Annotated in this window: 22 protein-coding genes; 9 read left to right on the top strand and 13 right to left on the bottom strand. The window is 71.8% G+C overall.

Annotation, left to right across the window (positions count from 1 at the left end):
• Positions 1-41: 41 nt before the first annotated feature.
• The 3 genes from ASE25_RS07040 to ASE25_RS07035 all read left to right on the top strand — a co-directional run bounded on the left by ASE25_RS07040 (position 42) and on the right by ASE25_RS07035 (position 5200).
• A complete protein-coding gene (locus tag ASE25_RS07040) occupies positions 42-3974 on the top strand; it encodes a multifunctional oxoglutarate decarboxylase/oxoglutarate dehydrogenase thiamine pyrophosphate-binding subunit/dihydrolipoyllysine-residue succinyltransferase subunit (RefSeq protein WP_056824271.1) in 3933 nt (1310 codons plus the stop codon).
• A gap of 185 nt (positions 3975-4159) precedes the next feature.
• Complete coding sequence (locus ASE25_RS23165; protein WP_020142973.1) at positions 4160-4336, top strand: DUF6104 family protein; 177 nt, start codon at positions 4160-4162, stop codon at positions 4334-4336.
• A gap of 3 nt (positions 4337-4339) precedes the next feature.
• Positions 4340-5200 carry a GDSL-type esterase/lipase family protein gene (locus ASE25_RS07035; RefSeq protein ID WP_082619338.1) on the top strand — a complete coding sequence of 287 codons (861 nt, stop codon included), beginning with the start codon at positions 4340-4342 and terminating at the stop codon, positions 5198-5200.
• On the opposite strand, the gene ASE25_RS07030 is transcribed toward ASE25_RS07035, so the two are convergent.
• Positions 5193-5621, bottom strand: coding sequence for a hypothetical protein (locus ASE25_RS07030; protein WP_235508585.1), 429 nt, complete (start codon positions 5619-5621; stop codon positions 5193-5195). The two genes, ASE25_RS07035 and ASE25_RS07030, sit on opposite strands and share 8 nt — an antisense overlap.
• Before the next feature lie 345 nt (positions 5622-5966).
• Here ASE25_RS07030 and ASE25_RS07025 point away from each other — a divergent pair, with 345 nt between their 5' ends.
• The gene (locus ASE25_RS07025; RefSeq protein WP_020142976.1) at positions 5967-6215 is read left to right on the top strand and encodes a WhiB family transcriptional regulator; all 249 of its coding nucleotides are present in this window, start codon (positions 5967-5969) and stop codon (positions 6213-6215) included.
• Positions 6216-6318: 103 nt separating this feature from the next.
• Here ASE25_RS07025 and ASE25_RS07020 read toward each other — a convergent pair whose 3' ends face one another.
• Positions 6319-7800 (bottom strand): sensor histidine kinase, encoded by a 1482-nt coding sequence (locus ASE25_RS07020; protein ID WP_056824268.1) that lies wholly within the window; start codon positions 7798-7800, stop codon positions 6319-6321.
• Positions 7801-7970: 170 nt separating this feature from the next.
• Positions 7971-13118: an NAD-glutamate dehydrogenase gene (locus ASE25_RS07015; protein WP_056824265.1), complete on the bottom strand. Its 5148-nt coding sequence runs from the start codon at positions 13116-13118 to the stop codon at positions 7971-7973.
• A 237-nt stretch (positions 13119-13355) separates the two neighbouring features.
• Here ASE25_RS07015 and ASE25_RS07010 point away from each other — a divergent pair, with 237 nt between their 5' ends.
• From ASE25_RS07010 to ASE25_RS07000, 3 genes are all read left to right on the top strand, one after another.
• Positions 13356-13667 (top strand): hypothetical protein, encoded by a 312-nt coding sequence (locus ASE25_RS07010; protein WP_056770564.1) that lies wholly within the window; start codon positions 13356-13358, stop codon positions 13665-13667.
• Positions 13664-14155: a hypothetical protein gene (locus tag ASE25_RS07005; RefSeq protein ID WP_056824263.1), complete on the top strand. Its 492-nt coding sequence runs from the start codon at positions 13664-13666 to the stop codon at positions 14153-14155. Before ASE25_RS07010 ends, ASE25_RS07005 begins: the two co-directional genes overlap by 4 nt.
• A gap of 84 nt (positions 14156-14239) precedes the next feature.
• Positions 14240-14737, top strand: coding sequence for a DUF2505 domain-containing protein (locus ASE25_RS07000; protein ID WP_056770568.1), 498 nt, complete (start codon positions 14240-14242; stop codon positions 14735-14737).
• A gap of 70 nt (positions 14738-14807) precedes the next feature.
• Here the strand turns inward: ASE25_RS07000 and pruA are convergent, their stop codons facing one another.
• The 8 genes from pruA to ASE25_RS06955 all read right to left on the bottom strand — a co-directional run bounded on the left by pruA (position 14808) and on the right by ASE25_RS06955 (position 22802).
• On the bottom strand, positions 14808-16436 hold the full coding sequence (gene pruA, locus ASE25_RS06995) for an L-glutamate gamma-semialdehyde dehydrogenase (protein WP_056770572.1): 1629 nt from the start codon (positions 16434-16436) through the stop codon (positions 14808-14810).
• A gap of 124 nt (positions 16437-16560) precedes the next feature.
• Positions 16561-16959, bottom strand: coding sequence for a DUF4870 domain-containing protein (locus tag ASE25_RS06990; RefSeq protein ID WP_056770575.1), 399 nt, complete (start codon positions 16957-16959; stop codon positions 16561-16563).
• 154 nt (positions 16960-17113) lie between these two features.
• Complete coding sequence (locus tag ASE25_RS06985) at positions 17114-17827, bottom strand: SGNH/GDSL hydrolase family protein (protein WP_056824260.1); 714 nt, start codon at positions 17825-17827, stop codon at positions 17114-17116.
• Between the two features lie 60 nt (positions 17828-17887).
• A complete protein-coding gene (locus ASE25_RS06980) occupies positions 17888-18838 on the bottom strand; it encodes an alpha/beta hydrolase (protein ID WP_056824258.1) in 951 nt (316 codons plus the stop codon).
• Between the two features lie 124 nt (positions 18839-18962).
• Positions 18963-19565, bottom strand: a complete 603-nt coding sequence (locus ASE25_RS06975; protein ID WP_056770581.1) for a TetR/AcrR family transcriptional regulator — start codon at positions 19563-19565, stop codon at positions 18963-18965.
• 62 nt (positions 19566-19627) lie between these two features.
• Entirely contained in the window at positions 19628-20932 is a 1305-nt protein-coding gene (locus ASE25_RS23035) for a phosphotransferase (protein WP_162260593.1), read from the bottom strand.
• A gap of 8 nt (positions 20933-20940) precedes the next feature.
• The gene (locus tag ASE25_RS06960; protein WP_056770585.1) at positions 20941-21381 is read right to left on the bottom strand and encodes a hypothetical protein; all 441 of its coding nucleotides are present in this window, start codon (positions 21379-21381) and stop codon (positions 20941-20943) included.
• On the bottom strand, positions 21381-22802 hold the full coding sequence (locus tag ASE25_RS06955) for a wax ester/triacylglycerol synthase family O-acyltransferase (RefSeq protein ID WP_056772522.1): 1422 nt from the start codon (positions 22800-22802) through the stop codon (positions 21381-21383). Before ASE25_RS06955 ends, ASE25_RS06960 begins: the two co-directional genes overlap by 1 nt.
• 40 nt (positions 22803-22842) lie before the next feature.
• Here ASE25_RS06955 and ASE25_RS06950 point away from each other — a divergent pair, with 40 nt between their 5' ends.
• Both ASE25_RS06950 and ASE25_RS06945 read left to right on the top strand, forming a co-directional pair.
• Positions 22843-23229 (top strand): hypothetical protein, encoded by a 387-nt coding sequence (locus ASE25_RS06950; RefSeq protein ID WP_056772524.1) that lies wholly within the window; start codon positions 22843-22845, stop codon positions 23227-23229.
• Positions 23230-23231: 2 nt separating this feature from the next.
• The gene (locus ASE25_RS06945; protein ID WP_235508584.1) at positions 23232-24614 is read left to right on the top strand and encodes a hypothetical protein; all 1383 of its coding nucleotides are present in this window, start codon (positions 23232-23234) and stop codon (positions 24612-24614) included.
• A gap of 15 nt (positions 24615-24629) precedes the next feature.
• Here ASE25_RS06945 and ASE25_RS06940 read toward each other — a convergent pair whose 3' ends face one another.
• Positions 24630-26087, bottom strand: a complete 1458-nt coding sequence (locus ASE25_RS06940) for a hypothetical protein (protein ID WP_056824255.1) — start codon at positions 26085-26087, stop codon at positions 24630-24632.
• Complete coding sequence (locus tag ASE25_RS06935; protein ID WP_056770591.1) at positions 26084-26746, bottom strand: hypothetical protein; 663 nt, start codon at positions 26744-26746, stop codon at positions 26084-26086. The genes ASE25_RS06940 and ASE25_RS06935 overlap by 4 nt, the downstream gene beginning before the upstream one ends.
• Between the last annotated feature and the right edge of the window lie 196 nt (positions 26747-26942).

Here is a 26942-nt window from a genome sequence, read left to right as displayed (position 1 = left end):
GCAACGACGCACCCGAGCCAAACGAAAGAGGCGCATTCGCCGTGTCCGATCAGTCCACGTCCGGTGACCCGATTGCAGCATTCGGGCCGAACGAATGGCTCGTCGACGAGCTCTACCAGCAGTTCCTGACCGACAAGACGTCGGTCGACAAGGCCTGGTGGGGGTTCTTCGAGGACTACCGGCCGGGTGAGGCCGACGCGAGCGCGGCCCCGGGCCGCACGGCGACCGCGACCAAGCCGCAGACGAGCACGCCGGCCAACGGCTCGGCCACCGGGTCCACCAACGGGTCGTCCAACGGTGCCCCCGCGAAGACCTCGACGGCCCCGGCGCAGAGCCCCGCCCCGGCGCCGGCCGCGACGACCCGGCCGAAGGTGGCGCCCGCGCCACCGGCCAGGACCCCCGCCGCACCGGCGGCCAAGGCGGAGCCGAAGACCGAGTCGAAGACCGAGCCCAAGACCGAGCCCAAGACCGAGCCCAAGGCGGCACCCAAGGACGAGTCCGCCGCCGAGGCCCCCAAGCCGCGCGACATCCCCGCGGTCAAGGGCACCGGCCCGGTGAACGACGACCGGGTCACCCCGCTGCGCGGCGCGTCCTCCCGCGTCGTGGCCAACATGGAGGTCTCGCTCACCGTCCCGACCGCGACGAGCGTGCGCGCCGTCCCGGCCAAGCTGCTCATCGACAACCGGGTCGTCATCAACAACCACCTGGCCCGCTCGCGCGGCGGCAAGGTGAGCTTCACGCACCTGATCGGCTACGCCATGGTCAAGGCCCTGGCGCTCATGCCCGAGATGAACAACGGCTTCACCGAGAAGGACGGCAAGCCCGCCCTCGTCGTGCCGGCCCACGTCAACTTCGGCCTGGCCATCGACCTCCAGAAGGACGACGGCAGCCGCACGCTCGTCGTGCCCTCGATCAAGTCGGCCGAGGAGATGGACTTCGTCCACTTCTGGACCGCCTACGAGGACGTCGTCCGCAAGGCCCGCGCCAACAAGCTGACCGTCGAGGACTTCCAGGGCACGACGATCTCGCTCACCAACCCGGGCGGCATCGGCACCGTGCACTCGGTCCCGCGCCTCATGAAGGGCCAGGGCGCCATCATCGGCGTCGGCGCCCTCGACTACCCCGCCGAGTGGCAGGGCGCGAGCACCGAGACGCTCAACCGCAACGCCGTGAGCAAGATCCTCACGCTGACCTCGACGTACGACCACCGGATCATCCAGGGCGCCCAGTCCGGCGACTACCTGCGGATCATGCACCAGCTGCTCCTCGGCGACAACCGCTTCTACGACGAGATCTTCGAGTCGCTGCGCATCCCCTACGAGCCGATCCGCTGGATCCAGGACGTCGACTCCTCGCACGACGACGACATCAACAAGGTCGCCCGCGTCCAGGAGCTCATCCACGCCTACCGCGTGCGCGGCCACCTCATGGCCGACACCGACCCGCTCGAGTACAAACAGCGCCGCCACCACGACCTCGACGTCACGACGCACGGCCTGAGCCTGTGGGACCTCGACCGCACCTTCGCGACGGGCGGCTTCGGCGGCTACCCGTTCCTCAAGCTGCGCAAGATCCTCGGCATCCTGCGTGACTCGTACTGCCGCACCGTCGGCATCGAGTACATGCACATCCAGGACCCCGAGCAGCGCAAGTGGATCCAGAACAAGGTCGAGCGACCCTACGAGAAGGCCAACCGCGACGAGCAGATGCGGATCATGCGCCGGCTCAACGCCGCCGAGGCCTTCGAGACCTTCCTCCAGACGAAGTTCGTCGGGCAGAAGCGCTTCTCGCTCGAGGGCGGCGAGTCCGTCATCGCGCTCCTCGACCGCATCCTGTGCCGCGCCGCGAGCGAGAACCTCGACGAGGTCTGCATCGGCATGCCGCACCGTGGCCGCCTCAACGTGCTGGCCAACATCGCCGGCAAGTCCTACGGCCAGATCTTCCGCGAGTTCGAGGGCACCCAGGACCCCAAGTCGGTCCAGGGCTCGGGCGACGTGAAGTACCACCTCGGCACCGAGGGCGAGTTCGTCTCCGAGGACGGCAGCAAGACCAAGGTCTACCTCGCCGCCAACCCGAGCCACCTCGAGGCCGTCAACCCGGTGCTCGAGGGCATCGTCCGGGCCAAGCAGGACCGGCTCAACCTCGCGGGCGAGTCCTTCACCGTCCTGCCCGTGCTCATGCACGGCGACGCGGCGTTCGCCGGGCAGGGCGTCGTGGCCGAGACGCTCAACCTCTCGCAGCTGCGCGGCTACCGCACGGGCGGCACGATCCACGTCGTCATCAACAACCAGGTCGGGTTCACGACCTCGCCGAGCAGCTCGCGCTCGTCGGTCTACTCGACCGACGTCGCCCGCATGATCCAGGCGCCGATCTTCCACGTGAACGGCGACGACCCCGAGGCCTGCGTGCGCGTGGCGGAGCTGGCCTACGAGTTCCGCCAGGAGTTCAACAAGGACGTCGTCATCGACATGGTGTGCTACCGCCGACGCGGTCACAACGAGGGCGACGACCCGTCGATGACCCAGCCGCTCATGTACAACCTCATCGAGGCCAAGCGCTCGGTCCGCAAGCTCTACACCGAGTCGCTCATCGGTCGCGGCGACATCAGCGTCGAGGACGCCGAGGCCGCGCTGCGCGACTACCAGCAGCAGCTCGAGCGCGTCTTCGTCGAGACCCGTGAGGCGAAGAAGGCCCAGGCCGCCACGCCGCCCCAGCCGAACGACCGCGACTCCGACGCCCCCGACAACGCCGGCCTCGAGCGCCCCACGGCGCAGGTCCAGGACGACGAGGCCCCGGTGCGCTCCGCGACCGAGACCGGGGTCGAGGCGAGCGAGCTCGTCCACATCGGAGAGACCTTCGCGAGCCCGCCCGAGGGCTTCACGATCCACCCGAAGCTCAAGCAGCTCATGGACAAGCGTGCCCAGATGGTCCACGAGGGCGGCATCGACTGGCCGATGGCCGAGCTGCTCGCCTTCGGCACGCTCCTCAAGGAGGGCACCCCGATCCGGCTCGCCGGTCAGGACAGCCGCCGCGGCACGTTCGTGCAGCGCCATGCGGTGCTCATCGACAAGAACAACGCGGAGGAGTGGACGCCGCTGCTCTACCTCGGCGAGGGGCAGGCCCGCTTCTGGGTCTACGACTCGCTGCTGTCCGAGTACGCCGCGATGGGCTTCGAGTACGGCTACTCCGTCGAGCGTCCCGACGCTCTCGTGCTGTGGGAGGCGCAGTTCGGCGACTTCGGCAACGGCGCGCAGACGATCGTCGACGAGTTCATCTCCAGCTCCGAGCAGAAGTGGGGCCAGCGCAGCTCGGTCGTGCTGCTCCTGCCGCACGGCTACGAGGGGCAGGGTCCCGACCACAGCTCGGCGCGCATCGAGCGCTACCTGCAGCTCTGCGCCGAGAACAACATGACGGTCGCCTACCCGTCGACGGCGGCGAGCTACTTCCACCTGCTGCGCCGGCAGGCCTACGCCCGTCCGCGCACGCCGCTCGTCGTCTTCACCCCGAAGTCGATGCTGCGCAGCAAGGCGGCGGCCAGCTCTGTCGAGGCCTTCACGCAAGGCGGTTTCCAGCCGGTCCTGGCCGACCACGAGGGCGTCACCCAGGACGTCACGCGGGTGCTCTTCGCCAGCGGCAAGATCGTCCACGAGCTCGATGCCGAGCGCGAGAAGCGCGGCGACACCTCGACGGCCGTCATCCGCGTCGAGCAGCTCTACCCCATCCCCGAGAAGGAGATGATCGACGCCGCCTCGAAGTACCCCGGCGCCGAGCTCGTGTGGGTGCAGGACGAGCCGCGCAACCAGGGTGCCTGGCCGCTCATGGCCCAGTGGCTGCACGAGGACCTCTGCGACCTCGGCGAGACCCGTCCGTGGCGCGTCGTGGCCCGCAAGGCCGCGGCCTCCCCGGCCACCGGCTCGTCGAAGAAGCACGCGGCCGAGCAGGCCGAGCTCATGGAGCGCGCATTCGGGCGCTGAGCCCGCACCCGCCCGCACGGGCACACCGAGCACCCGAGGGGCCCCGCCACGACGGCGGGGTCCCTCGCTGCGTCCCCGGCGTGACGGCATACGCAGGCGGTCGTCTCCCGTCGGCACGCAGGCGATGTGCCCGGTCCTCGGCCCGCCTCCGCCTGCCCCACCCCGGCACGCGATAACCTCCCCACGTGTACTTCACCGACAGGGGCATCGAGGAGCTGGCGGCGCGCCGCGGCGAGGACGAGGTCACCATCGAGTGGCTCGCCGAGCAGCTGCGCACGTTCGTCGACCTCAACCCCGAGTTCGAGGTGCCGGTCGAGCGACTCGCGACATGGCTCGCCCGGCTGGACGACGACGAGGACTGAGCAGTGAGCGACCGCAGCGACAGGGCCCAGACGCACGGCGAGGCACCGAGGGAGCCCTACGGCGTGGGCCCCGCCTACCCCTCGTCCCACACCCAGTTCACGACCGACGCCCCGGGGCGGTATGCCGCCGCGTCGGCTCCCGCGGCGACCCCCGAGCCCGCCGTCCCCACCGCGCCTGCCGCACCTGCGGTGTCCCCGCAGGCCCCGGCGGACGTGGCCCCGACGGAGGACCCCTACTACGCCCCGAGCGCCGAGTTCACCGTCGCCGAGGGCATCCGCGACGTCGGCATGGTCTTCGTCGGCGCCTCGATGACGGCCGGCTACGGCGACCCCAAGGGCCTGGGCTGGGTCGGACGCGTCGTGGCCCGCACGCAGCACCCGGACCTCGACCTGACGGCCTACAACCTCGGGGTCCGCGGCAACACCTCGGGCGACGTCGTCACCCGCTGGGGCGCCGAGTGCCACCCGCGCTGGAAGGGACGCGCCGAGCGACGTCTCGTGCTCAACGTGGGCGCCAACGACGTCCTGTCGGGCATGACGATGGCCCGCTCGCGGCTCAACCTCGCCAACGTCCTCGACGAGGCGACCAACGCCGGGATCGGTGTCTTCGTCGTCGGCTTGACGCCGACGCTCGACGACGAGATGAACCGCAAGATCGAGGCGCTCGCCGAGGCCCAGGCCGACGTGTGCTCACGCCGCGGCATCACCTACGTCGACTGCTACCGCCCCCTCGCGACGCACGACCAGTGGATGGCCGACCTCGCGGCCAGCCCCGACCGCGCCCACCCCGGACAGGCCGGGTACGGCCTCATCGCCTGGCTCGTGCTCCACAACGGCTGGAACGACTGGCTCTCGCTCAGCTGACGACGTCCGTGTCGCGCTCGCCGTCCGGGCTGCCGTCGGCCCGGCGCCCCGGAGCCGACACGGCCGCCACGATGCTCGCCGCCGCGACGAGCCCGACGGCCAGGGCCACGGGGGTGCGGTCCGACTCGTGCAGCGACCACGCGACCGGCAGCAGGAGGGCGTTCCAGAGCACGGTGGGGGTGCGTGGCCAGTCGGCGGCGCGGTTCCAGCCCCGGGCCAGCGCGAGCAGCCCCAGCCCGAAGACGAGGATGAGGGCCCCGGAGGTCGCCGCCCGCGTGACGTCGTCTGTGGCGCCCGTCACCATCTCGTAGACGTAGAAGCCGGCGAAGCCGAGGACGGCGAGGGCCTCCAGGAGCGTGAGCAGCCCTGCGGCGCGGTGGGATCCACGCACCTCGCGGCTCGGAGAGGTCGATTCGGTCACCTCGCCAGCCTAGCGATCCGGCTGGTCCGGACCGTCCGGGCGGCTCCCGATCCCCACGGACGGGCCGGAGGTCTGGAACTGGGAGCCGTCTGCCGATAGACTCAATCCTTGGTGTGATCCGCGCCCAAGGCGTTGAACACGGACATGGTTGCTGGTCACACTGGATCATGGCCCTCAACGCGTACGGAACAACTTCGTGCGCGTTTCCGTTGGTCAGGGGGTCATCCCCCCGCACGACGACACCATGACTTGGCTCCGACAACGACGCTGGCGCCCCGAGCACATGCACCGCGACCGACACCCGGCGTCGGTGCGAACCGAGATACATGAAGGAGCACGATCCACATGGATTGGCGCGACCGCGCTGCCTGCCTGGAGGCCGATCCGGAGCTGTTCTTCCCCATCGGGAACACCGGCCCGGCCATCCTGCAGATCGAGGAGGCGAAGGCTGTGTGCCGGACCTGTCCGGTCATGGACACCTGCCTCAAGTGGGCCCTCGAGACCGGCCAGGATGCCGGCGTCTGGGGCGGCCTCTCCGAGGACGAGCGCCGCGCCCTGAAGCGCCGCAACGCGCGGGCTCGCCGCGCCGGCTGAGCCCCGCACGACCATCGTCGTCGAGCCCGGTGACCCTCCCCGGTCGCCGGGCTTTTGGCTGCCCGCGTATGCGGTCCGGTGCCGACCGGGGCGCCCGTGCCCCTCAGGTGATGGGGCGCAGGGTCGCGGTGAACCGGGCCCGGGTGCCGTGCGGCACGACGGCCTCCCATGAGATGCGGCCCTGGAGGTCGCTGACGAGCGACTGGACGATCTGGGTCCCGAGACCCGAGCCGGGCCGGCGGGCCGGGTCGATGCCCTTGCCGTCGTCCTCGACCGAGACGACGACCATCTGCTGGCCACGCTCGTCGGCCTGACGGTCGATGAAGATGCGCACCTCTCCCCCGGCGTCGCCGAGGCCGTGCTCGATGGCGTTCTGGACGAGCTCGCTCATGATCATCGCGAGCGACGTCGCGTCCTCGGCGCGCAGGCGCCCGAAGGAGCCCTCCGTGACGGTGTGGACCGGCGCACCGTTCGCCGAGACCTCGACGACGGCGTTGAGCCCGCGCTGGGCGATGGTGTCGAACTCGACCGTCTCGTCGAAGCCCTGGCTCAGCTGGTCGTGCACCATGGCGATGGTGCCGACCCGGCGCTCGGCCTCGGCGAGCGCGATCTTGGCCTCGCCGTCGGGGAGCCGGCGCGACTGGAGGCGGAGCAGCGCGGCCACGGACTGGAGGTTGTTCTTGACGCGGTGGTGGATCTCGCGGATCGTCGCGTCCTTGGTCATGAGCTCGCGCTCGCGGCGGCGCAGCTCGCCGACGTCGCGCATGAGCACGATGGCTCCGAACCGCTGCCCGGCCTCGGTGAGCGGGATCGCCCGCATCGAGACGGTCGTGCCGCCTGCGACGACCTCGGTGCGCCAGGGCTGACGCCCAGTGACGACGAGCGGCAGCCCCTCGTCGACGGGGTAGGACTCGCGGACGTTGTCGGTGACGATCTGGGCGAGGCTCGCCCCGACCACCTCGCCGAGGTGCCCGAGCCGGTGCAGGGCGGAGACGGCATTCGGGCTCGCGTAGGTGACGATGCCGTCGACGTCGAGTCGGATGACGCCGTCACCGACCCGGGGTGCGCCGCGTCGCAGGCCCGTCGGGGCGCCGCTGTGCGGGAACTCTCCCCCGGTGACCATCCGGCACAGGGCGTCGGCCGTGGCGAGGTAGGTCAGCTCGAGGCGGCTCGGGGTGCGCGTCGTCCAGAGGTTCGTGTGGCGGGTCAGGACGGCGACGACGTGGCCACCACGGACGACGGGGATGTACTCCTCGCGCACCGACTGGTCGGCTCCGTGCTCGTGCGGGACGACGACCTGGCGCACGCGCAGGATGCGCTGCTCGGCCGCGGCCTCGTCGAGCAGGTCACGGGTGCGGCCGGGGTCGGCGATGCGGCCCACCTGGTCGTCGACGAAGACGAGCTGGCCCGTGGTGGGACGCACGTGGGCCACGGCCTCCCACCACTCGCTCGTCGACCGGACCCAGAGCACGAGATCGGCGAACGAGAGGTCGGCGACGAGCTGCCAGTCACCGACCTGCAGCCACTCGACGTCGTGGTCGGGCAGGTTCGTCCGGCCGCGCAGGAGCTCGCTCAGGGTTGCCACGTCCCGAGCCTAGTGAGCCACGGGGCCCACGCGTTCGGTGGCCTCACCCACCCCACTTGAGTGAGCGCCCCGTCCCACTCGAGTGAGCGCGCCGTCCCTCCTGCCTCGTGGCAGGTGGGACGGCGCGCTCACTCGTGTGTGGTCAGGCGCTCACTCGACGAGGTGGTCGGTCAGCTACGGGACTCGGCGGCCACTCGGGCCGCAGCGGCACGGGCCGCCTGCTTGGTCGCGGTCTTCGTGGCCGGGGCCTTCTTCACGGCCGCCGTCTTGGTGGCGGGCTGCTTGGCCTCGGTCTTCGGGGCCGCGCTGGCCGCCTTCTTCGGAGCCGCCTTCTTCGCGGCGGACGCCTTCTTCGCCGGCGCCTTCCTGACAGACGCCTTCTTCGTCGGGGCGGGACCCGACGGCGCCTCGGCCTGGATGGGCGCGGGCTGGCCGGACGACGCCGGCTTGGTCACGGTGCGCAGGGTGCGCAGGGCGACCGAGAGCGCGGCGATGCCGGCGTGGCTCATCCGCTCGATCCCGCCGAGGGCCGCCCGGGCCCGACCGAGCGCGTCGGCATTGAGCTCGGACCACTCGGCGAGGCGGCCCGCGGCGTCGTGACGCGGGTTGCTCACCTCGAGCACCGACCGGGTCAGGCTCTCGAGGACCGCGTAGAGGTCGTCGCGCAGCGCGCCGCGGGCCATGGCGTCCCAGCGGTCGTCGCGCGGCAGCATCGTGACCCGCGTCAGCATCGCGTCGATCGAGAACGTCTCGGAGGTCAGGAAGTAGACCCCGACGACGTCGTCGAGCTTCTCGCCGGTGTCCTCGGCGATCTCGATGCAGTCGAGCAGCGAGTAGAGGTCGAGCAGGGACGCCGCGGCGAGCGCGAGATCCTCCGGCACGCCCTTGCCCTCGAGCTCGCGGGCCCGTCGCTGCAGGCGGGTGCGCTCGCTGCCCTGGAGCAGCTCGGCGATGCGGCCGGAGAAGGCCTCGATGCCGGGGCGGAAGCGCGCCACCTCGGCCGCGATGTCGAGCGTCGCCGGGCGTGAGGTGAGGAACCAGCGCACCGAGCGGTCGATGAGGCGACGGAACTCGAGGTAGAGCGCCGTCTGCGCCCCCGTGCTCACGACGTTGTCGGTGGCCTCGACGCCCCGGACGAACCCGGCGAGGTCGAACACCTCGCGGCAGACGACGTAGGCACGCGCTACCTGCTCGGGCGTGGCGCCGGTCTCCTCCCCCGCCCGGTAGGCGAAGGTGATGCCGCCGCGGTTGACCATCGAGTTCGCCACCGCGTTGGTGATGATCTCGCGGCGCAGCGGGTGGGCGGCGATCTCGTCGGCGTAGTTGCCGCGCAACGGCTTCGGGAAGTACTCGGCGAGCGTCGACTCGAACCACGGGTCGTCGGGCAGGGCCGTCGTGATGAGCTGGTTCTTGAGGTAGAGCTTCGCATAGGCGACGAGCACCGAGAACTCCGGCGACGCGAGGCCCAGTCCGTCCTTCTGGCGGCGCGCGATCTCGGCGTCGCTCGGGAGGAACTCGAGCGAGCGGTCGAGGTCGCCGTTCGCCTCGAGGAACTGGATGAGGCGCTCGTGCACGCCGAGCATCGCGTGCTGCTGCGCGCGGGCGTTGCCGAGCAGGACGTTCTGCTCGTAGTTGTCGCGCAGCACCTGCTCGGCGACCTCGTCGGTCATCGAGGCGAGGAGCGTGTTGCGACGCTTCGTCGTCAGCTCGCCGGAGCGGGTCAGCTCGGTGAGAAGGATCTTGATGTTGACCTCGTGGTCGGAGGTGTCGACGCCGGCACTGTTGTCGATGGCGTCCGTGTTGATCCGGACACCCGCCAGCGCGGCCTCGATGCGGCCGAGCTGGCTCGCCCCGAGGTTGCCGCCCTCGCCGACGACCTTGCAGCGCAGGTCGCTGCCGTTGACGCGGATGGCGTCGTTGGCCCGGTCGCCGATCTCGGAGTTCGTCTCGGCCACCGCCTTGACGTAGGTGCCGATGCCGCCGTTCCACAGCAGGTCGACCGGCGCGAGGAGGATCGCCTTCATGAGGTCAGCAGGCGTCATCGACTTCGTGCCCGAGCGCAGCCCCAGGGCCGCGACCATCTGCGCGCTCACCGGCACCGACTTGGCCGATCGCGGGAAGATGCCGCCGCCCTTGCTGATGAGCTTCTCGTCGTAGTCGGCCCACGACGACCCGGGCAGGTCGAACATCCGCCGGCGCTCGGCATACGAGGTCGCGGCGTCCGGGTCGGGGTCGACGAAGATGTGCCGGTGGTCGAAGGCCGCGAGCAGGCGGATGTGCTCAGAGAGGAGCATCCCGTTGCCGAAGACGTCGCCGCTCATGTCGCCGACGCCGACGACGGTGAACTCCTGGGTCTGGGTGTCGACGCCGAGCTCGCGGAAGTGGCGCTTGACCGACTCCCATGCGCCGCGCGCCGTGATGCCCATGCCCTTGTGGTCATAGCCGGCGGAGCCGCCGGACGCGAAGGCGTCGTCGAGCCAGAAGCCGTAGTCGGCGGAGATGCCGTTCGCGATGTCGGAGAACTTCGCGGTGCCCTTGTCGGCGGCGACGACGAGGTAGGTGTCGTCCTCGTCGTGGCGCACGACACGGCGCGGCGGCACGGCGGCACCCGAGACGAGGTTGTCGGTGAGGTCGAGCAGCCCGGAGATGAAGAGCTTGTAGGACGCGATGCCCTCGTCCATCCACGCGGCGCGGTCGACGGCGGGGTCGGGCAGCTGCTTGGCGTAGAAGCCACCCTTGCTGCCGGTCGGCACGATGACGGCGTTCTTGACCATCTGCGCCTTGACGAGCCCGAGGACCTCGGTGCGGAAGTCCTCGCGGCGGTCGGACCAGCGCAGACCGCCGCGGGCGACCTTGCCGAAGCGCAGGTGCACGCCCTCGACCCGGGGGCTGTAGACCCAGATCTCGAACATCGGCCGCGGGGCCGGGAGGTCGGGGACCTTCTTCGGGTTGAGCTTGAGCGAGACGTACGACTTGTCGCGTCCGTTCTCGTCGGGCTGGTAGAAGTTCGTGCGCAGGCTCGCCTGGATGACTCCGAGCAGGGCACGCACGATGCGGTCGTGGTCGAGGCTCGCGACGTCGTCGAGTGCCTCCTTGATGCGCGTGACGACCTGCTTCTGCCGCGACGCCCGCTTGTCGTGGCCGGCCTCGGTCTCGGGGAAGGCGTCGGGGTCGAAGCGCGCCTCGAAGAGCTCGACGAGGCTGCGGGCGATGCCGGTGTTGGCGGCGAGCGCCGACTCGACGTAGTCCTGCGAGAAGGTCGAGCCCGTTTGGCGGAGGTACTTCGCCACGGTGCGCAGGATGACGACCTGCCGCCAGGTGAGACCCGCGGCGAGCACGAGGGCGTTGAAGCCGTCGGACTCGGCACGGCCGTCCCAGACGGCCCGGAAGGCCTCCTCGAAGCGCTCGCGGACGTCGGCCGAGAGGGCTGCGTCGCCGGACCCCCACGTGCGGGCGTCGGCGCACAGGCCGAAGTCGAAGATGTGCAGCGTGCGGCCGTCGGGTCCGGGCACCTCGTAGGGGCGCTCGTCGGTCACCTCGACGCCGAGGTGCGTGAAGAGCGGCAGCACCTGCGTCAGCGACAGGTCGGCGCGGCGGTAGAGCTTGAAGCGCCGCTCGCGGGGGTCGTCCGACGCGGGGTCGTCGTAGAGGTGCAGGCCGGTCGTGCGGTCACCGTCGCCGAGCGCGTCGATGCGGTCGAGGTCCTCGACCGCCGTCTCGACGTCGAAGTCCTCCTTGTACGCCTCGGGCAGGGCCTTGGCGTACGCCGCCATCGTGCGGGCCGCGCCCTCGAGACCGCGGGCCTGGCCGAGCGCCTCGGAGAGGTCCTCGTCCCAGGTGCGGGTCGCGTCGATGACGCGCTTCTCGAGCTCCGCCTCGTCGATGTCGGGGATGTCGGTGCCCGCCGGCATGCGCACGACGAAGTGGAGGCGCGCGAGCGTCGACTCGCTGACCCGCGTCGTGTTGTCGATGTTCTCGCCGCCGAAGGCCTCGAGCAGGATCGCCTCGATGCGCAGTCGGACCGTGGTGTTGTAGCGGTCGCGCGGGAGGTAGACGAGGCACGAGACGAAACGGCCGAACTCGTCGCGACGCAGGAAGAGCTTGGTCTTGCGGCGCTCCTGCAGGTGCAGGACGCTCGTCGCGATCTCGGCCAGCTGTGCGGGGCTCGTCTGGAAGAGCTCGTCGCGCGGGTAGGTCTCGAGGATCTGGAGGATGTCCTTGCCGGAGTGGCTGTCGGCGCTGAGCCCGGTGAGGCGCAGCACCTCCTGCGCCCGTACGTCGAGGAGCGGGATGTCGTGGATCGTGTCGTTGTAGGCGGCCGAGGCGTAGAGGCCGAGGAAGCGCTGCTCGCCGACGCACTCGCCGCGGGCGTCGAAGCGCTTGACCGAGATGTAGTCGAGGTAGACGTCGCGGTGGACCGTCGCGCGCGAGTTGGCCTTGGTGATGATGAGGATGGTGGAGTCGCGAGCGGCTCGGCTGGCAGCCGGCGTGAGCACGAGTCCCTTTCCGGCAGACGGCCGGTCGTAGCGGAGCAGCCCGAGACCGGTGCCGGGCACCTGGCGCGAGACGTCCTTGCCGTTCTCGTGCGAGAGGGAGTACTCGCGGTAGCCGAGGAAGGTGAAGTTGTTGTGTGCGAGCCACTCGAGGAAACGGCTCGTCTCGCGCGCCTGGTGCGGGTCGGTGCCGGGTGGCGTCGCCGAGCGGAGCTCGCTCGCGATGGTCAGCGCGTGCGCGCGCATCTTGGGCCAGTCCTCGACGGAGTCGCGGACGTTCTCGAGGACGTGCCGCAGCCGGGCCTCGACGTCGGGCAGGGCGTCGGCCGGCAGGCGGTCGATCTCGAGGTGCATCCACGACTCGCGCACGAGACCGAGGGAGGTGGACTGCACGGTCGTCGAGCCGTCGGTGATGACCGACTTGAGCTCACCGGTGATGGTGCGCGAGACGGTCATCTGCGGGTGCACGATGAGGTGGACGCCGCGGTCGAAGCCGCCGAGCGCGGCCACGACGGAGTCGACGAGGAACGGCATGTCGTCGACGACGATCTGCACCACCGAGTGGCCCGTGGACCAGCCCTCGTCGTCGGCGGTCGGGTTGAAGGCGCGCACGTTGAACGTGCCGACCGGGCGATCCTGGGCGAAGGCGCGGTGCTCGGTGGCGATGGTCGCGAGCTCGCGCGCCGGGCGCGCGAGCAGGTCCTCGGTCGCGACGAGGCGGTAGTAGGCGAGGAGGAACTCCTCGAGCTCGCGGGACGCGGTGCCGCCGGATCGGCCGCGACCCCGTCGAGGGGGAGGCGCCACTGCCGCGGCAGCGGCCTTCATGACGTCGATTCGAGTCTGTTCGAGTGACGCTGACATGCGGTCGTCGGATTCCTCACCGTGTGGCCCGTACGGCGGCACGTCGTTGTGCCGCCCATCTCACCATGTGAGCCTATCCCCGTCGGCGTCCACGCCCGAACCACCCCCGCCGGACGCTCCGCGACTGTGACACGAGTGATGGACGGGACAGGCGGTGGAGAACTCCGGGGCAGCCGGACGCCCAGTCCCTAGAGTGGTGCCATGACCGAGGGGAGCCGGGTGGCGGGCGCTGCGGACCCTGCGACGCTGCGAGCCCTCGCCGCCGGCCGGTCGACGACGCGGACGCTCTCCGACGACCTGCTGACGCACCTTCCCGACCTCGGCGACCTGCCGACGCAGCGCGCGCTCGACACCTGGGTCGAGCAGGCGGCCGACACCCTCCGGGCCCTCTCGGAGGCACTCGAGGAGCGGCTGCTCGACCTCGGCGCCGCCCCCGGGCGGGCACCCGCCGGCGTCGACGAGCAGGTGCCGCGAGACAGCCGTCCGGCCACGCAGGCGGGTGACGCCCGATGAGCCTCTCCCCCGGCGACCCCGGCTCGACGTCGGCGCTCGGCGGCGCCCTGCGCACGCAGGCCCACCAGCTCGCCGACCTCGTCGTCGACCTCGACGCGGCCGCGCGGCGGGTCGGGCGCACCGGGAGGCCCGACCCCACGGGCCACGAGCGCGACCTCGTGACCCGCGCCGCCACCGAGCTCGACCGGGTCGGCGGCCTCCTCCAGTCCTGGACCACGACCGCCGTCGAGTCGGCAGCCCGCGTCCGCGCGCTCGAGCCGGCCCTGACGCGCTGCGACCTGACCATCGACGGCCGGCTCGTCGTCGAGCGCTCCGGCCCGAGCCGGGTCGAGCCGGGCGAGCGCCTGGCCGAGCGCGATCGGCTCCAGGAGCTGCTCAACCGCGTGACGGCGGTCCGTTCGCGCGAGCTGGCCCGGCTCCGCCGCGAGCTCGAGACGTCCGGCACGACACTCGCGGCCCTGTCCGACCGCGCCCGGTCGGGCGCCTGAGCGTCACCTCGGCGCCGGGCGCGTGACCCGGCCGCGCGGCATACGTCCTCGGGGTGCGGTGGACGGTGCAATAGCGTGTCGGCCATGAAGATCTCCGAGACGATCACGTATGCCGCCCCGCCCGAGACCGTCTACGCCATGGTCACCGACGTGGCCTTCCAGGAGCGCAAGTGCGTCGAGGCCCACGCCCAACGGCACGAGGCCGCGGTCAGCCCGGCGGGTGACGGCGCCCGCGTCGTGACGAAGCGCGACCTGCCCGCCGACGACCTCCCCGACTTCGCGAAGTCGATCGTCGGACCGACCCTCTCGGTGACGGAGACCTACGAGTGGGGTGGGGCCGCCGGTGACGGCACCCGCACCGGCACCCTCACGGTCGAGGTGGCCGGGGCTCCCGTCGCGATGCGGTCGAGCGTCCGGCTCGCCCCGGCCGGTGGCGGCACGCAGATCAGCATCGACGGCGACCTCAAGGCCTCGATCCCGCTCTTCGGGGGCAAGGTCGAGAAGGCCGCCGCCCCTGCCGTCATCGATGCGATCCGCAGCGAGCAGCGAACCGGCAACGCCTGGCTGTCCGAGCGCGCCTGACACCCCTGCACGACGCTGGGCCCGCCTCCTGACGGAGACGGGCCCAGCGGCATACGTGCTCGGGGGCGGGTCAGCCCATGTGCGGGTAGGTGTGGTTCGTCGGCGGGACGAACGTCTCCTTGATCGAACGCACGCTCGTCCAGCGCAGCAGGTTCTGCGCGGCGCCCGCCTTGTCGTTGGTGCCCGACGCGCGGCCCCCGCCGAACGGCTGCTGGCCGACGACGGCGCCGGTCGGCTTGTCGTTGACGTAGAAGTTGCCGGCGGCGAAGCGCAGGCGCTTCGTGGCGTCGGCGATGACGCGACGGTCCTGGGCGATGATCGAGCCGGTGAGCCCGAACGGCGCGAAGCGCTCCATCTGGTCGAGCACGGTGTCGTACTGCGCGTCGGGGTAGACGTGCACCGACAGGATCGGGCCGAAGTACTCGGTGCGGAAGGACTCGTCGGCGGCGTCCTTGATCTCGAGCACCGTCGGGCGCACGAAGTAGCCGACGGAGTCGTCGTAGGTGCCGCCGGCCACGACGTCGATGCCCGTGGTCGCGTGAGCCCGGTCGATCGCGTCCTGGTGCTTGGCGAACGCGCGGTCGTCGATGACGGCACCCATGAAGTTGGACAGGTCGGTGACGTCGCCCTGGGTCAGGCCGTTGGTGATGTCGACGAGGTCGCCCTTGATCTGCTTCCACACCGAGGCGGGGACGTAGGCGCGCGAGGCGGCCGAGCACTTCTGGCCCTGGAACTCGAAGGCGCCCCGGATCATGGCGGTGCGCAGGACGGCCGGGTCGGCACTCGGGTGGGCGAGGATGAAGTCCTTGCCGCCGGTCTCGCCGACGAGGCGCGGGTAGGTGCGGTAGCGGTCGAGGTTGGTCCCGACCTCGTGCCACAGGTGCTTGAACGTCGGGGTCGAGCCGGTGAAGTGGATGCCGGCGAGGTCCTCGTCGCGCAGGGCTGCCTTGCTGACGTTGATGCCGTCGCCCGTCACCATGTTGATGACGCCCGGAGGCATGCCGGCCTCCTCGAGCAGCTCCATCGTCAGCTGCGCCGCGAGCTGCTGGGTCGGGCTCGGCTTCCACACGACGGTGTTGCCCATGAGGGCCGGGGCGGTCGGCAGGTTGCCCGCGATCGCGGTGAAGTTGAACGGCGTGACCGCGTAGACGAAGCCCTCGAGCGAGCGGTAGTCGGAGCGGTTCCAGATGCCCTTGGCGTTGAGCGGCGGCTGCTGCTCGAGGATCTGGCGGGCGAAGTGGACGTTGATGCGCCAGAAGTCGATGAGCTCGCACGCGGCGTCGATCTCGGCCTGGTAGGCCGTCTTGCTCTGTCCGAGCATCGTCGCCGCGTTGAGGCGGGCGCGCCAGGGGCCGGAGAGCAGCTCGGCGGCCTTGAGCAGGATGGCGGCGCGGTCGTCGAAGGACAGCTCGCGCCACATCGGGGCGGCGGCCTTGGCGGCGTCGACGGCGGCCTGGCCCTCCTTGACGGTGGCGTTGCGCAGCGTGCCGAGGACCTTGCGGTGGGCGTGCGGCTGGCGGACGGCGATCTTGCGACCGGTGCCGGTGACCCGCTCGCCGTTGATCGTGTGGGGCAGCTCGGTCTGGGTCGACCCCAGCTCGGCGAGGGCGACCTCGAGCGCGGCTCGCTCGGGCGAGCCCGGCGCGTAGTCGAGCACCGGCTCGTTGGCCGGTGCGGGCACGTGGGTCACGGCGTCCATCAAGTTCTCCTGCGGTTGGCACGGGGTCTCGCCCGGTGCAGGCGAGTGGGGTGGCCCGCCTCGTGGGCGGAGCCACCCCATCGTTCCATGCCGGCCACGGTGCCCGTCAGCCCTGCCGGGGCGCTCAGTGCAGGACGGGGATGCTCCACGGGTAGCGGAAGCTCTCTCCGCGGCTCGCGGCCATCGCCGCCCTGATGTGGAACCACAGCGCGGCCACGACGGCGACGATCCACACGATGATGGCGACCGGGATGAGGATCACGGTGAAGAGCATGACCCAGCCGGCGATGATCGCCGCCCAGACGGCGAGGTTGAAGTTGAAGGAGTCGGCAGCGGCCTTGCGGACGAAGGCGCTGCGGTCCTTGTAGACGGCCCAGATGAGCAGCGGGCCGACGAAGCTGAGCCAGCCGACGGAGATGACGGCGGCGACGATGGCGGCGAGGTGGCCGAGGACGGCCCACGTGCGCTCGTCGCTCGTCGGGGTCAGGGACTGGCCGGACGGGTTCGGGATCGGTTGTGTCATGACCCCATCGTCGCGCCACTCGGGGCCGTGGCGCTGCCGGGGAGCGCCCTGACCCGACCCTGAGCCGCCCCTGACCGACGCCGCCCACCCTCGGGGTGGAGGCGCGGTGCGGTCGGGGTCGGAGTGGGGTCGGAGGCGGGGTGGGCAGGCGCCCTCAGGCGGTGGCGCCCACGGCGTCGTCGACGACGAGCGAGCAGACCACGCTCGTGGGGTCGGCGACGTCGATGGCCGACAGGAGGGTGAGGGTGAGCTGGTGGTGCCCTCGCGCGCCGGGGTGGAACGTGTCGTCGAGCCAGCCGTCGGGCGCCACCTCCCGGCCCGCGTCGGCCGCGGCCGCCTCCCACGCGGCGGCATGGTCGACGACGAGCACCCCGAGGTCGCGTGCGACCTCGCGCACCGCCTCGGCGTAGAGCGCGATGAGGCGGGGCCCGCGGCCGCCGTCCTCGAGCACCGGCGGGGGCGTCTGGAGCACGACCGTGGCTCCGACGTCGCGGGAGCGCTGGACGATCTGGTCGAGGCGGTAGCGGAAGCCGCGCACGCCGTCCTCCCCCGCCAGGATGTCGTTGGTCCCGAACATCACGAAGACGACGTCGGGCGCGAATCGTCCTGCCCGCCAGTGGAACTCGGGAAGGAGGTCTTCGGTCGTGGCCCCCGACACGCCGGAGTTGATGACGGCGTCCCCACGACGACCGAGCTCACCGCGGACGCGCTCGGCGAAGTGCTCGACGTAGCCGCGGCGGCCGTGCGTGTGCACGACCCCCTGCGTGATGCTGTCGCCGAGGAAGACCCACGTCACGGGTGGTCCGGCGAGGATCTCGCGGAGGCGGTCGGCATCGCGGCGGGCGTACTCGTCAGCGGTGAAGTCCATCCGCGCAAGGTAACAAGGGATGACGCAAGCGCGACTCCCCCGGACCAGCACGTGGGACGGTCAGGCCGCTCCGGCGCGGGCCTGCCGGCCGGTTGCCGATCGGCCGTCGGCGACCGCGTCCGGCCACGGCTGGGGACGGTCGTCGCCGTGCAGGCTGGCCTCCACCGGGAGGCGGTCGACGAAGCGGGCGACGGCTCCCCCGACCGCGGCGTCCGCGAGCACCCGACGATGCCCGAGCCCGGCGGTCGAGAGCAGCTCGGCCCCCGGCCAGGACTGCACGAGGCGCGCCGAGGGCGCGTGCGACACCTCTCGGTCGAGCAGGTCGTGGACGACGAGCAGGTCGGGCCGCTCGGGCCGCTCGAGCGAGGTCGCGATCGTCACGAGGTCGAGCTCGTCGGGCGCGTAGCCGGTGCGGAGGCGGACCCGCTCGACGAGCCGGCGCGTCGTCCGCGCGCCCAGCCCCAGCTCGCTCCGAAGGCGGACGAGCAGGTCGGGTATGCCGCTCGGCGGGGCGATGAGGACGAGCCGCTCCACTGCCACCCAGCCGTCGCGGATCGCCAGCAGTGCGGACAGGGCGCCCATCGAGTGTGCGACGACGGCCCGCGCAGGCCCGAAGCGCGCGGCGACGGCGTCGAGGGAGCGACCGAGCTCGACCGCATCGGAGGAGCCGGAGCCGTGGACCCCCGGGTCCGAGCGGCCGTGACCGAGCCCGTCGAAGGCGACGACCTGCAGGCCCCGGTCGAGCAGGGGCGCGACGAGCGGGGTCAGCTGCTCGAGGGACCCGCCCCAGCCGTGCACGAGGTAGATGACCGGTCCCTCACCCCAGACCCAGCCCCGCACGGAGCGGCCGCGGAGCTCGACCTCGAAGGCCGAGCCGAGCAGCTCCCGGATCGGCGTCGCACCCAAGGGCGTGGCGATCGAGGGTCGGGCCGGGGGCAGTCGGAACCAGAGCCGTTCGGCGACCCGCGCTCCCACGCGAGGTGCGAGCGCTTCGAAGATCCGGAACGCCATGTGAGTGGTGGCGGACTTAATAGACCGATCGTTCGTGCTTTTCTGTGGCGACTGGAGGGCCATGACTGCTCCTTCTGGATGGTGATCGGGACGGGTGGTCCGTGCAGGACCGGATGCGTGGTGGTCAGGCCGAGCGGGCGACGGGCCGGCAGTCGTCGACGAGGCGGTCGAAGGCCCGGCGCGCCCGCTCCTCGGCACGACCGTCGCGCATCAACCGACGCGCATGGTGGTGCGCGAGAACGATGCCCTCGAGCTCGTAGGCGAACTGCTCGGCGTCGACGTCGTCGCGGAAGTGCCCCTCGCTCATCGCGGTGCCGACGATGAGGGTGAGGGACTCGAGCTTGTCGCGCTCGGCGCGCACCAGCTCGTCGCGGACCGGGCCCTCCTGGTCGTCGAACTCGCTTGCTGCGTCGACGAAGATGCAGCCGCCGTCGAAGGCGGTGGACTGCCAGGTGATCCAGCGGTCGAAGAACTCGCGCACGCGCGGCTCGCCACGGGGTGTGGCCACGGTCGGACGCATGACGACGTCGGTGAACCGCTCGCGGGCGTGCTGGAGCACCTCGACCTGCAACGCCTCCTTGGAGGCGAAGTGGGCGTAGAGCCCGCTCTTGCTCAGCTTCGTCGCCGCGGCCAGCGTGCCGATGGTCAGCCCACCGAGCCCGACGAGCGACGCGAGCTCGGTGGCCTCGTCGAGGATCGCGGTCCTCGTGCTCTCACCTTTGCCCATGACATCAATAAAAGCACGATCGTTCGGTCGTGACAAGAGATGAAGTCATGGCACCACGCCCGTCAGGCGCCGCGCCACCGGAGCAGACGGGAGACCACGACCTCGAGGTCGTGTGCGAGCGCACCGGACGGGTCAACGTCCACCGTCTCGGGGTACGCGACGTCGCGGTGGGCGTCGAACCACGGCGCGAGCGCCCACCAGGCCCGGGCCCTGGCCCTCGTGTCGTCGTCCACGCCGGACGCCACAGCGTCGGCGAAGGCGACCGATGTCGCGTTGAGCGCCCAGGCGAGGTCGACAGCGGGGTCGGTGACCCGGGCGTCGCCCCAGTCGATGACCCCGGACAGCCGCCCGTCTCGCGCGAGGACGTGCTCGCTCACGAGGTCCCCGTGGCAGAGGGCCTGCTCACCGACGGTCGCCACCCGTTCGAGCAGCGCCTCCGCGGTCGAGCGGTGCTCGGGCGGCAGGAGGGGCAGCACGACGTGCCCGAGCCGCTCCACCCGGACGGTTCGTTCGACGTGGTCGTCCGCTGCCGACGGGCACCCCGCATCGGCCGCGAGGGGAAGCGGGGTGGCGTGCAGCACCTCGAGGAAGGCCGCGAAGACCTCGCCGTCCGCCGAGCTCAGGCGTGCCGGATCGACGGCCTCGCCCACCACGAGGGCGTGCCGCAGCCGCAGCGGCGCACGGTCGAGCACGACCGGGCGGGGCACCTCCACCGGAAGCCCGTCCGCGATCGCCGGGAGCAGGACCGCCTCGGCGAGCAGCGCCGTCTCGACGTCGGGCCGGCGCGCGGTGCGGTCGACCCAGCGCTGTTCCACGAGCGTCGCCACGCTGTCCCAGCCCTGGCGGAGCGGGACCCGGTCGGCATGCCATCCGCGCACGAGGGACGACCACACGGCCACGCTGTCCGGCACGATGCTGTCGACCTCGTCGTCGAACCGGCGCACGAGCTCCTCGACCGTCACCCACTCGCCCCATGACACCTCCTCGGGCTGCCACCGGATCGGGCCGTCCCACGTCACGACGAAGCGGAAGGCCCGGTAGCGCGTGTGCTCGTCGGCGTAGTCCGCCACGCCGAGGGGCTCGAGCGGGACCCCGGCGACACCGAGCTCCTCGTCGACCTCGCGTACCGCGCCCACAGCCGGATCCTCCCCCGCCAGGACGACCCCACCGGCCGCGACGTCGAGCAGACCCGGGTAGACGTCCTTCGTCGTCGTGCGACGGTGGAGGTAGATGCGACCGAGCGGGTCGCGCACGACGATCGACGAGGCCGCGTGACGCAGGTTGCGCGCGCGCATGACCGACCGCGGCGACGATCCCGACACGTGACCGGCCTCGTCGTAGAGGGCGACCACCTCGTCGTCGGCCATGTCGGGGCTCAGCCGAAGAAGGAACGCACGTCGTCGAGCTCGGTGACGTCGTACCACAGCAGCTCGTCGGCCTCCTCGTCGACGTCGCCGGTCACCTCGTCGTCGACGTGGAACGACGCGACCCGCGAGAGGGGCAGCGGCGCCGTGAGCACGACCTTCGACACGGGCGCACCGTCGCGCGGTGAGACCCACGTGGCGTCCGCGTCGGCGGATGCGACGACGCGACGGTCCGAGCGCACCGACCGCAGCCCGGCCGCAGCCTCGACGGCATCGCTGAAAGCGGCGTACTCGAGGTCCTCGACGTCGAGACCCGGCGCGGCCTGCTCGAGACCCGACGTGACGGCATACGCCGTCCGGGGCGTGCCCGGACCGGCAGCGAGCGCGCCCGCGGTGGCGAGCTCCTCGAGGCCCGCCCGCCCCAGCGGCACGTAGACGCGCACGACCGGCATCAGGACTCCCTCCCGCTCGTCAGCTCGGCGAGCGACTCGACGATGGACTGGCCGAGCACGTCGACGTCGGGCATGGCGTCGCGGTCGGCGTTGAGGCCGAAGTAGACCCCGCCGTTGTACGACGTGATGCCGATCGAGAGGGCCTGCCCCTTGGCGAGCGGCGTCACCGGGTAGGTCGAGAGCATCTCGGCGTCTCCGGCGTAGAGCGGCGTCTGCGGGCCCGGCACGTTGGTGATCATGACGTTGTAGAGGCGGCGCGACATCGCGGAGCCGAGACGCGCACCGAGGGCGTGCAGGGTCGGCGGCGCGAACCCCGCGAGGTTGGCGAGCGACGTCGCCCCGACCGCCTGACCACCCTCCATCTGCTGGCGCATCGCGAACGCGATCTGGTGCAGGCGCATCGAGGCCCCGGGCTCGCCGACCGGGAGGTTGACGACGCAGGCCATGACCTGGTTGGCATACATCCCCGCCGGGTCGTCGCCGTAGATGCTGACCGGCACCATGGCGCGCACCGACGTGTGGGGGCTGACGGCCTCGCCACGCCCGAGCAGCCACGCCCGGAAGCCGCCCGCGATCGTCGCCAGCACGACGTCGTTGATCGTCACGTCCTCGGCGTACGCGCCGCGGGCCAGCCGCTTGCGCACGAGGCGGTAGTCCTCGAGGTCGGTCGCGATCATGACCCACCGGCGGGCCGAGCCGATCTCGGCGTTGAGGGGCGAGTCGGGCGCGGGACGAGCGGCGGTGCGCGCGACCGTCGAGAGCACCTGGCCGGCAGACTCGACCGCACGCAGGCCGACGTTGAGGGCGTCATTGAGACCGCCGCGGACGAGGTCGACGACCTGCGTCGGGCGGCGCACCGCGTCGATGACGGCACCCGTGACGAGCTCGACCGACGACGGCGACCGGCTCGGCTCCCACGGCGGCACGACGTCGTCCTGGTCCTCACCCTTGACGGCGTCGACGATGACGTGCGCGATGTCGAGGGCGTTGACGCCGTCGATGAGCGCGTGGTGGGTCTTCGTGACGATGGCGAACCGACCGTCGTGCAGGCCCTCGACGAGGTAGACCTCCCACAGCGGGCGGGTGCGGTCGAGCTTGCGCGGCTGGACCCGGGCGACGAAGTCCTGCAGCTGCCGGTCGCTGCCCGGACGCGGCAGGCCGGCGCGACGCACGTGGTAGCCCATGTCGAAGGCCTCGTCGTCGACCCAGACGGGGTTGCCGATGCGGCCCGGGACGTCGCGCACCTTCTGCCGGAAGCGCGGGATCGCCCCGATCCGGCTCTCGATGATGCGGACGAGCTGGTCGTAGTCGAAGCCGTCGCGAGGAGGCTGGAAGACCATGACCGACCCGACGTGCATCGACGTGGTGGACTCCTCGAGGTAGAGGAACGACGCGTCGAGCGAGGTCAGGCGGTCAGACATGCTCACACTCTGCCAGACGCCCTTGCTTAGGATCGTGGCCATGCGTACGTTTCGCGCCCTGCCGTATGCCGTCTGCGTCCTCGCGCTCGTCGGTGCCGCCGCCTGCTCGTCCGGCACCCCCGATCCCGGACCGGGCGGCAGCACCGGCGTCGTCTCGACGGGCAGCGTCAAGCGCCTCGAGGTGACCGTCACCGGGACGACCGTGACGCCCGCCCCGGCGCAGGTCGACCTGCCGATCGGCTCGACGCTCGAGCTCGTCGTGACGAGCGACCACGACGACGAGCTGCACGCCCACGGCTTCGACGTCGAGGCGACGCTCAAGGCCGGCACCCCGACGACCCTGCGCCTCACCGGCACCGAGGCCGGCCTCTACGAGGTCGAGACCCACGAGCCGGCCCTGACCCTGCTCACGGTCGCTGTCCGCTGACCGTGGCGTCCCTCCCGGCCGCCCTCGCTTCCGCCCTCCCATCAGCCCTCACTCCGGGCTCCGTCCCGGCTGTCGTCCCCGCCCACGGCGTCGGTAGCCGCGGCGACCTTCCCCTGCCGTTCACCGCCCTCGTCATCGCGGCGGTCGCGGCGCTCGTCATCTCGTTCGTCGCCATCAGCACGCTGTGGCGCGAGCCGCGGCTGCGCGACACCGACGGGGTGCTGTTGCCCGGGCCCGTCGCCGCCGTGCTGGACTCGCGCTGGCTGCGCGTCGTGGCCCGCGTCCTGGCCGGCATCGTCACGGTGTGGACGCTGGCGGCGCTCGTGTTCGGCCCCGACTCGGCCCGCAACCCGGTGCCCCACGTCGTCTACGTGTGGCTGTGGGTGGGCCTCGCCTTCTCCTCGATGCTCCTCGGCCCGGTCTGGCGGGTCATCAACCCGCTCCGCGCGCTCCACGCCGGCCTGCTCCGACTTGCCCGTGTCTCGCCCGACCTCGCGGCCCTGCCATACCGCTGGGGCCTGTGGCCCGCGGCCCTCGGGCTCGGGACCTTCACGTGGGTCGAGCTCGTCGCCGAGGACAACACGTCGCTGGGCTTCCTCCGCGTCCTCGTCGCCGGCTTCTTCGCCGTGTCGCTGCTGGGTGCGGCCGTCTTCGGCCGCACGTGGTTCGACCACGCCGACCCCTTCGAGGCGTGGTCACGGCTGCTCGGCCTGCTCTCACCGCTCGGCCGGCGCCATGACGGGCGCTGGGTGCTGCGGACCCCGCTGCACGGCGTCAACGGCCTGCGTGGCCAGCGGGGCCTCGTGCCCACGGTCGCCGTCATGCTCGGCGGGACGGCATACGACGGCTTCTCGGCCAACCTCTCGTGGGCGACGTTCGTGCAGTCCTCTCCCCTGCCGTCGGCACTGCTCCGGACGGCCACCCTCGTCGCCTTCTTCGGCTTCGTGGCCGTGACGCTCTGGCTGGCCTCGGTCGTGTCGGTGAGGCTCGCCGGTGAGCCCGTCTCCCGCTCGTTCTCCTTCGTCAGTGACATCGCGCCGTCGCTGATCCCCATCGCCGGCGGGTACGTCATCGCGCACTACTGGTCGCTCTGGGTCTACCAGGGGCAGTACGCGTGGCGGCTGCTCACCGACCCGCTCGGAACGGGTGCCGACCTGCTCGGGACTGCCGACCTCACCCCGAACGACGTGCTCATCCAGCCGACGCTCGTCGCGACGATCCAGGCCGTGAGCATCGTCGTCGGGCACCTGCTCGGCGTCCTCGCCGCCCACGAGCGGGCGATCACCGTCCTCGACCGTCGCGCCGCGGTCATCGGTCAGGTCCCGCTCATGGTGGTCATGGTCTTCTACACGCTCGGTGGCCTGACGATCCTCTTCGCGCCCTGACCGGACGCCGTGCGCTCAGGCGCCGACGGCACTCGACGACCGGCGCCCACGACCACGGCGGCGGCCACGCCGTCTCCGCTCGCGCGGCTCGGGCGGCGCCACCGTCCACGGCAGCAGACCGGTCGCGAGGTCGGCCACCGCACGACGGACGGGCGAGTCCGGCGCGTGCTCGACGACCGAGCGCCCCGCGAGCAGGGCCGCGTCGACGGCGGTGGCGTCGTCGGGCACGAACCGCACGGACGCGAGCCCGGCGAACCGGAGGAGCGAGTCGGCGATGCGGGACTGGGGACGGGACCCGACCGCGCCGCTGCGCACCCGGTTGACGACGGGCACGGGCTCGCCGGACGGCACCGTGCCGAGCTCCTGGAGACCCCGGACGAAACGCTGGAGCGCGACCGGGTCGGCGCCGCCCACCGCGACGACGAGGTCGGAGGCGGCCAAGGAGGTCAGCGTGGCCTCGTTGCGTCGCGGGGCCACGGTGTCGTAGCTGAGCTCCTCGTCGTCCTCGAGGCAGAAGCCGCAGTCGACGACGACGACCTGCACGAGCGACCGGCTCAGCTCGAGGACCCGCTCGAGCGCCGCGGCGCGCACCTCGGGCCACCGCTCGGCCTTGGGCAGGCCCGTCAGCACGCGGAGTCCCGGGACGACCACCGGGGCGAGGCGCGCGAGCGCGGACAGGTCGAGCAGGCCCTGGTCGGCCGCACGGCACGCCGCCGCCACGCCCGGCGCCTCGTCGAGCAGCCCGAGGGTCTGCGCCACGCAGCCCCCGTAGGTGTCGGCGTCGACGAGCAGCACCTCGACGCCACGGCCGGCGACCTCCGCAGCCAGGGTCGTCGCGACGGTCGTGCGACCGGGCGCGCCGGTGGGTCCCCAGACCGCGATGACCGACGCACGCTCGGGGACGGGCCGCGAACCGGTCACTCGCCCCGCGGCCGCGTCGTCGCCGGACGGGTCGTCGGCATCGCGCGAGCCGACGTGCTCACGGCCTGCGGCGATGCCACCGGAGCCAGCAGGACGCCACCCCGCGTCACCGTCGGTCGATTCCTCAGGGTGGTCGGGCGCGGACTGCTGGCCGGCGCCGACGCCGGCATCGCCGCTCAGGGCCGCCTCGAGGTCGTCGGATGCGCCCCATCCCTCCTGCAGCGACACCTCCCACCGGTCGGTCCCCGCGTCGACGGGAAGCGTCACCGTGATCGTCAGCTGTCGCAGGCGGCGCTCGGCGGGCTCGTCGTCGGCGGGGTGCACCCCGATCACGCGGATCCGGTTGGCGCGCAGGCGATTCACGACCGCGAGGTCGAGGCCGCGCAGGTCGGAGGAGACAACGGCAGTGTCGCCCAGACCCGCGTCGGCCACCGACAGCAGCTCGGACACGTCGGCACACCGCCGCGTCACGGTCACGTCACGCAGACCCTCGAGGGTCGTCGCGACCGACGACTCCCACTGGTGGCTGAGAGCGGTCAGGACCTCGGTCATGCGCCGCCGCCGGTGACCGTCCCGACGGAGGGGACGAGGGTCAGCTTCGCCTCGCCGTCCACGGCCTCGACGAGCGGCTGGACCTTGTCGGCCGGCACGTAGATCTGCACCGACGTCATCGAGCCCGCGCCGAAGCCACCGCTGCTCGTCATCACCGCGGCCACCGCGGCGGACTCGAGGACCTTCTTCGTCGGGGTGGTGGCCGCGTCGCTCGTCGTCGGGGCCTTGGGCGTGACGAAGACGTCGACGCGGCTCCCCCGTGCCAGGCCGGTCGTCGACATCGCGTCGGCGCGGACCGTGACCCGCTGCACGGCGACGGCAGCGGCGTCGCCGACGGCGGACACGGGCACCAGCTCACCCGCGCGCACGTCACGGACCATGAACGAGCCGGTCGGAGCCGGGGCGTCGGCGGCGAGGTAGGCGTTCATACCATCGGCGAGTCGCACGTCGGCGCGCACGAAGGAGGCCTCCTCGACCTCGTCACCGGCCACGAGGTTGCTCGCCGCGACCCACACCGGTACACGGTCGTCGGCGCTGGCGACGGCCTTGGCCCCCAGCGTCGCGGCGACGACGACGAGCAGCACACCGACGACGAGGCGACTGTCACGCCAGGACGGTCGTTGCAGGCGCTTGGCGCTGGGACTGGCCAGCTCGGTCATGTGGGCCCCCTGTGGTCCGCTCGGCGATGGCTGGACGCCCGTCGCACGACACCGGACGGACGCGGCAACATCTTGCATCAACCCGGCGCACACCGCCCGTCAAGGTGCACAGCTGGGGACGACGGACGATGACGACGGCACGGATCCCTAGGATGGAGCCGTTCCCTGCCCTCGACCCACGAGCCCGTGCCGGAGT

The sequence above is a fragment of the Terrabacter sp. Root85 genome, from assembly GCF_001429185.1.
GTDB lineage: Bacteria > Actinomycetota > Actinomycetes > Actinomycetales > Dermatophilaceae > Terrabacter.
This window is presented reverse-complemented; position numbering and strand designations above follow the sequence as displayed.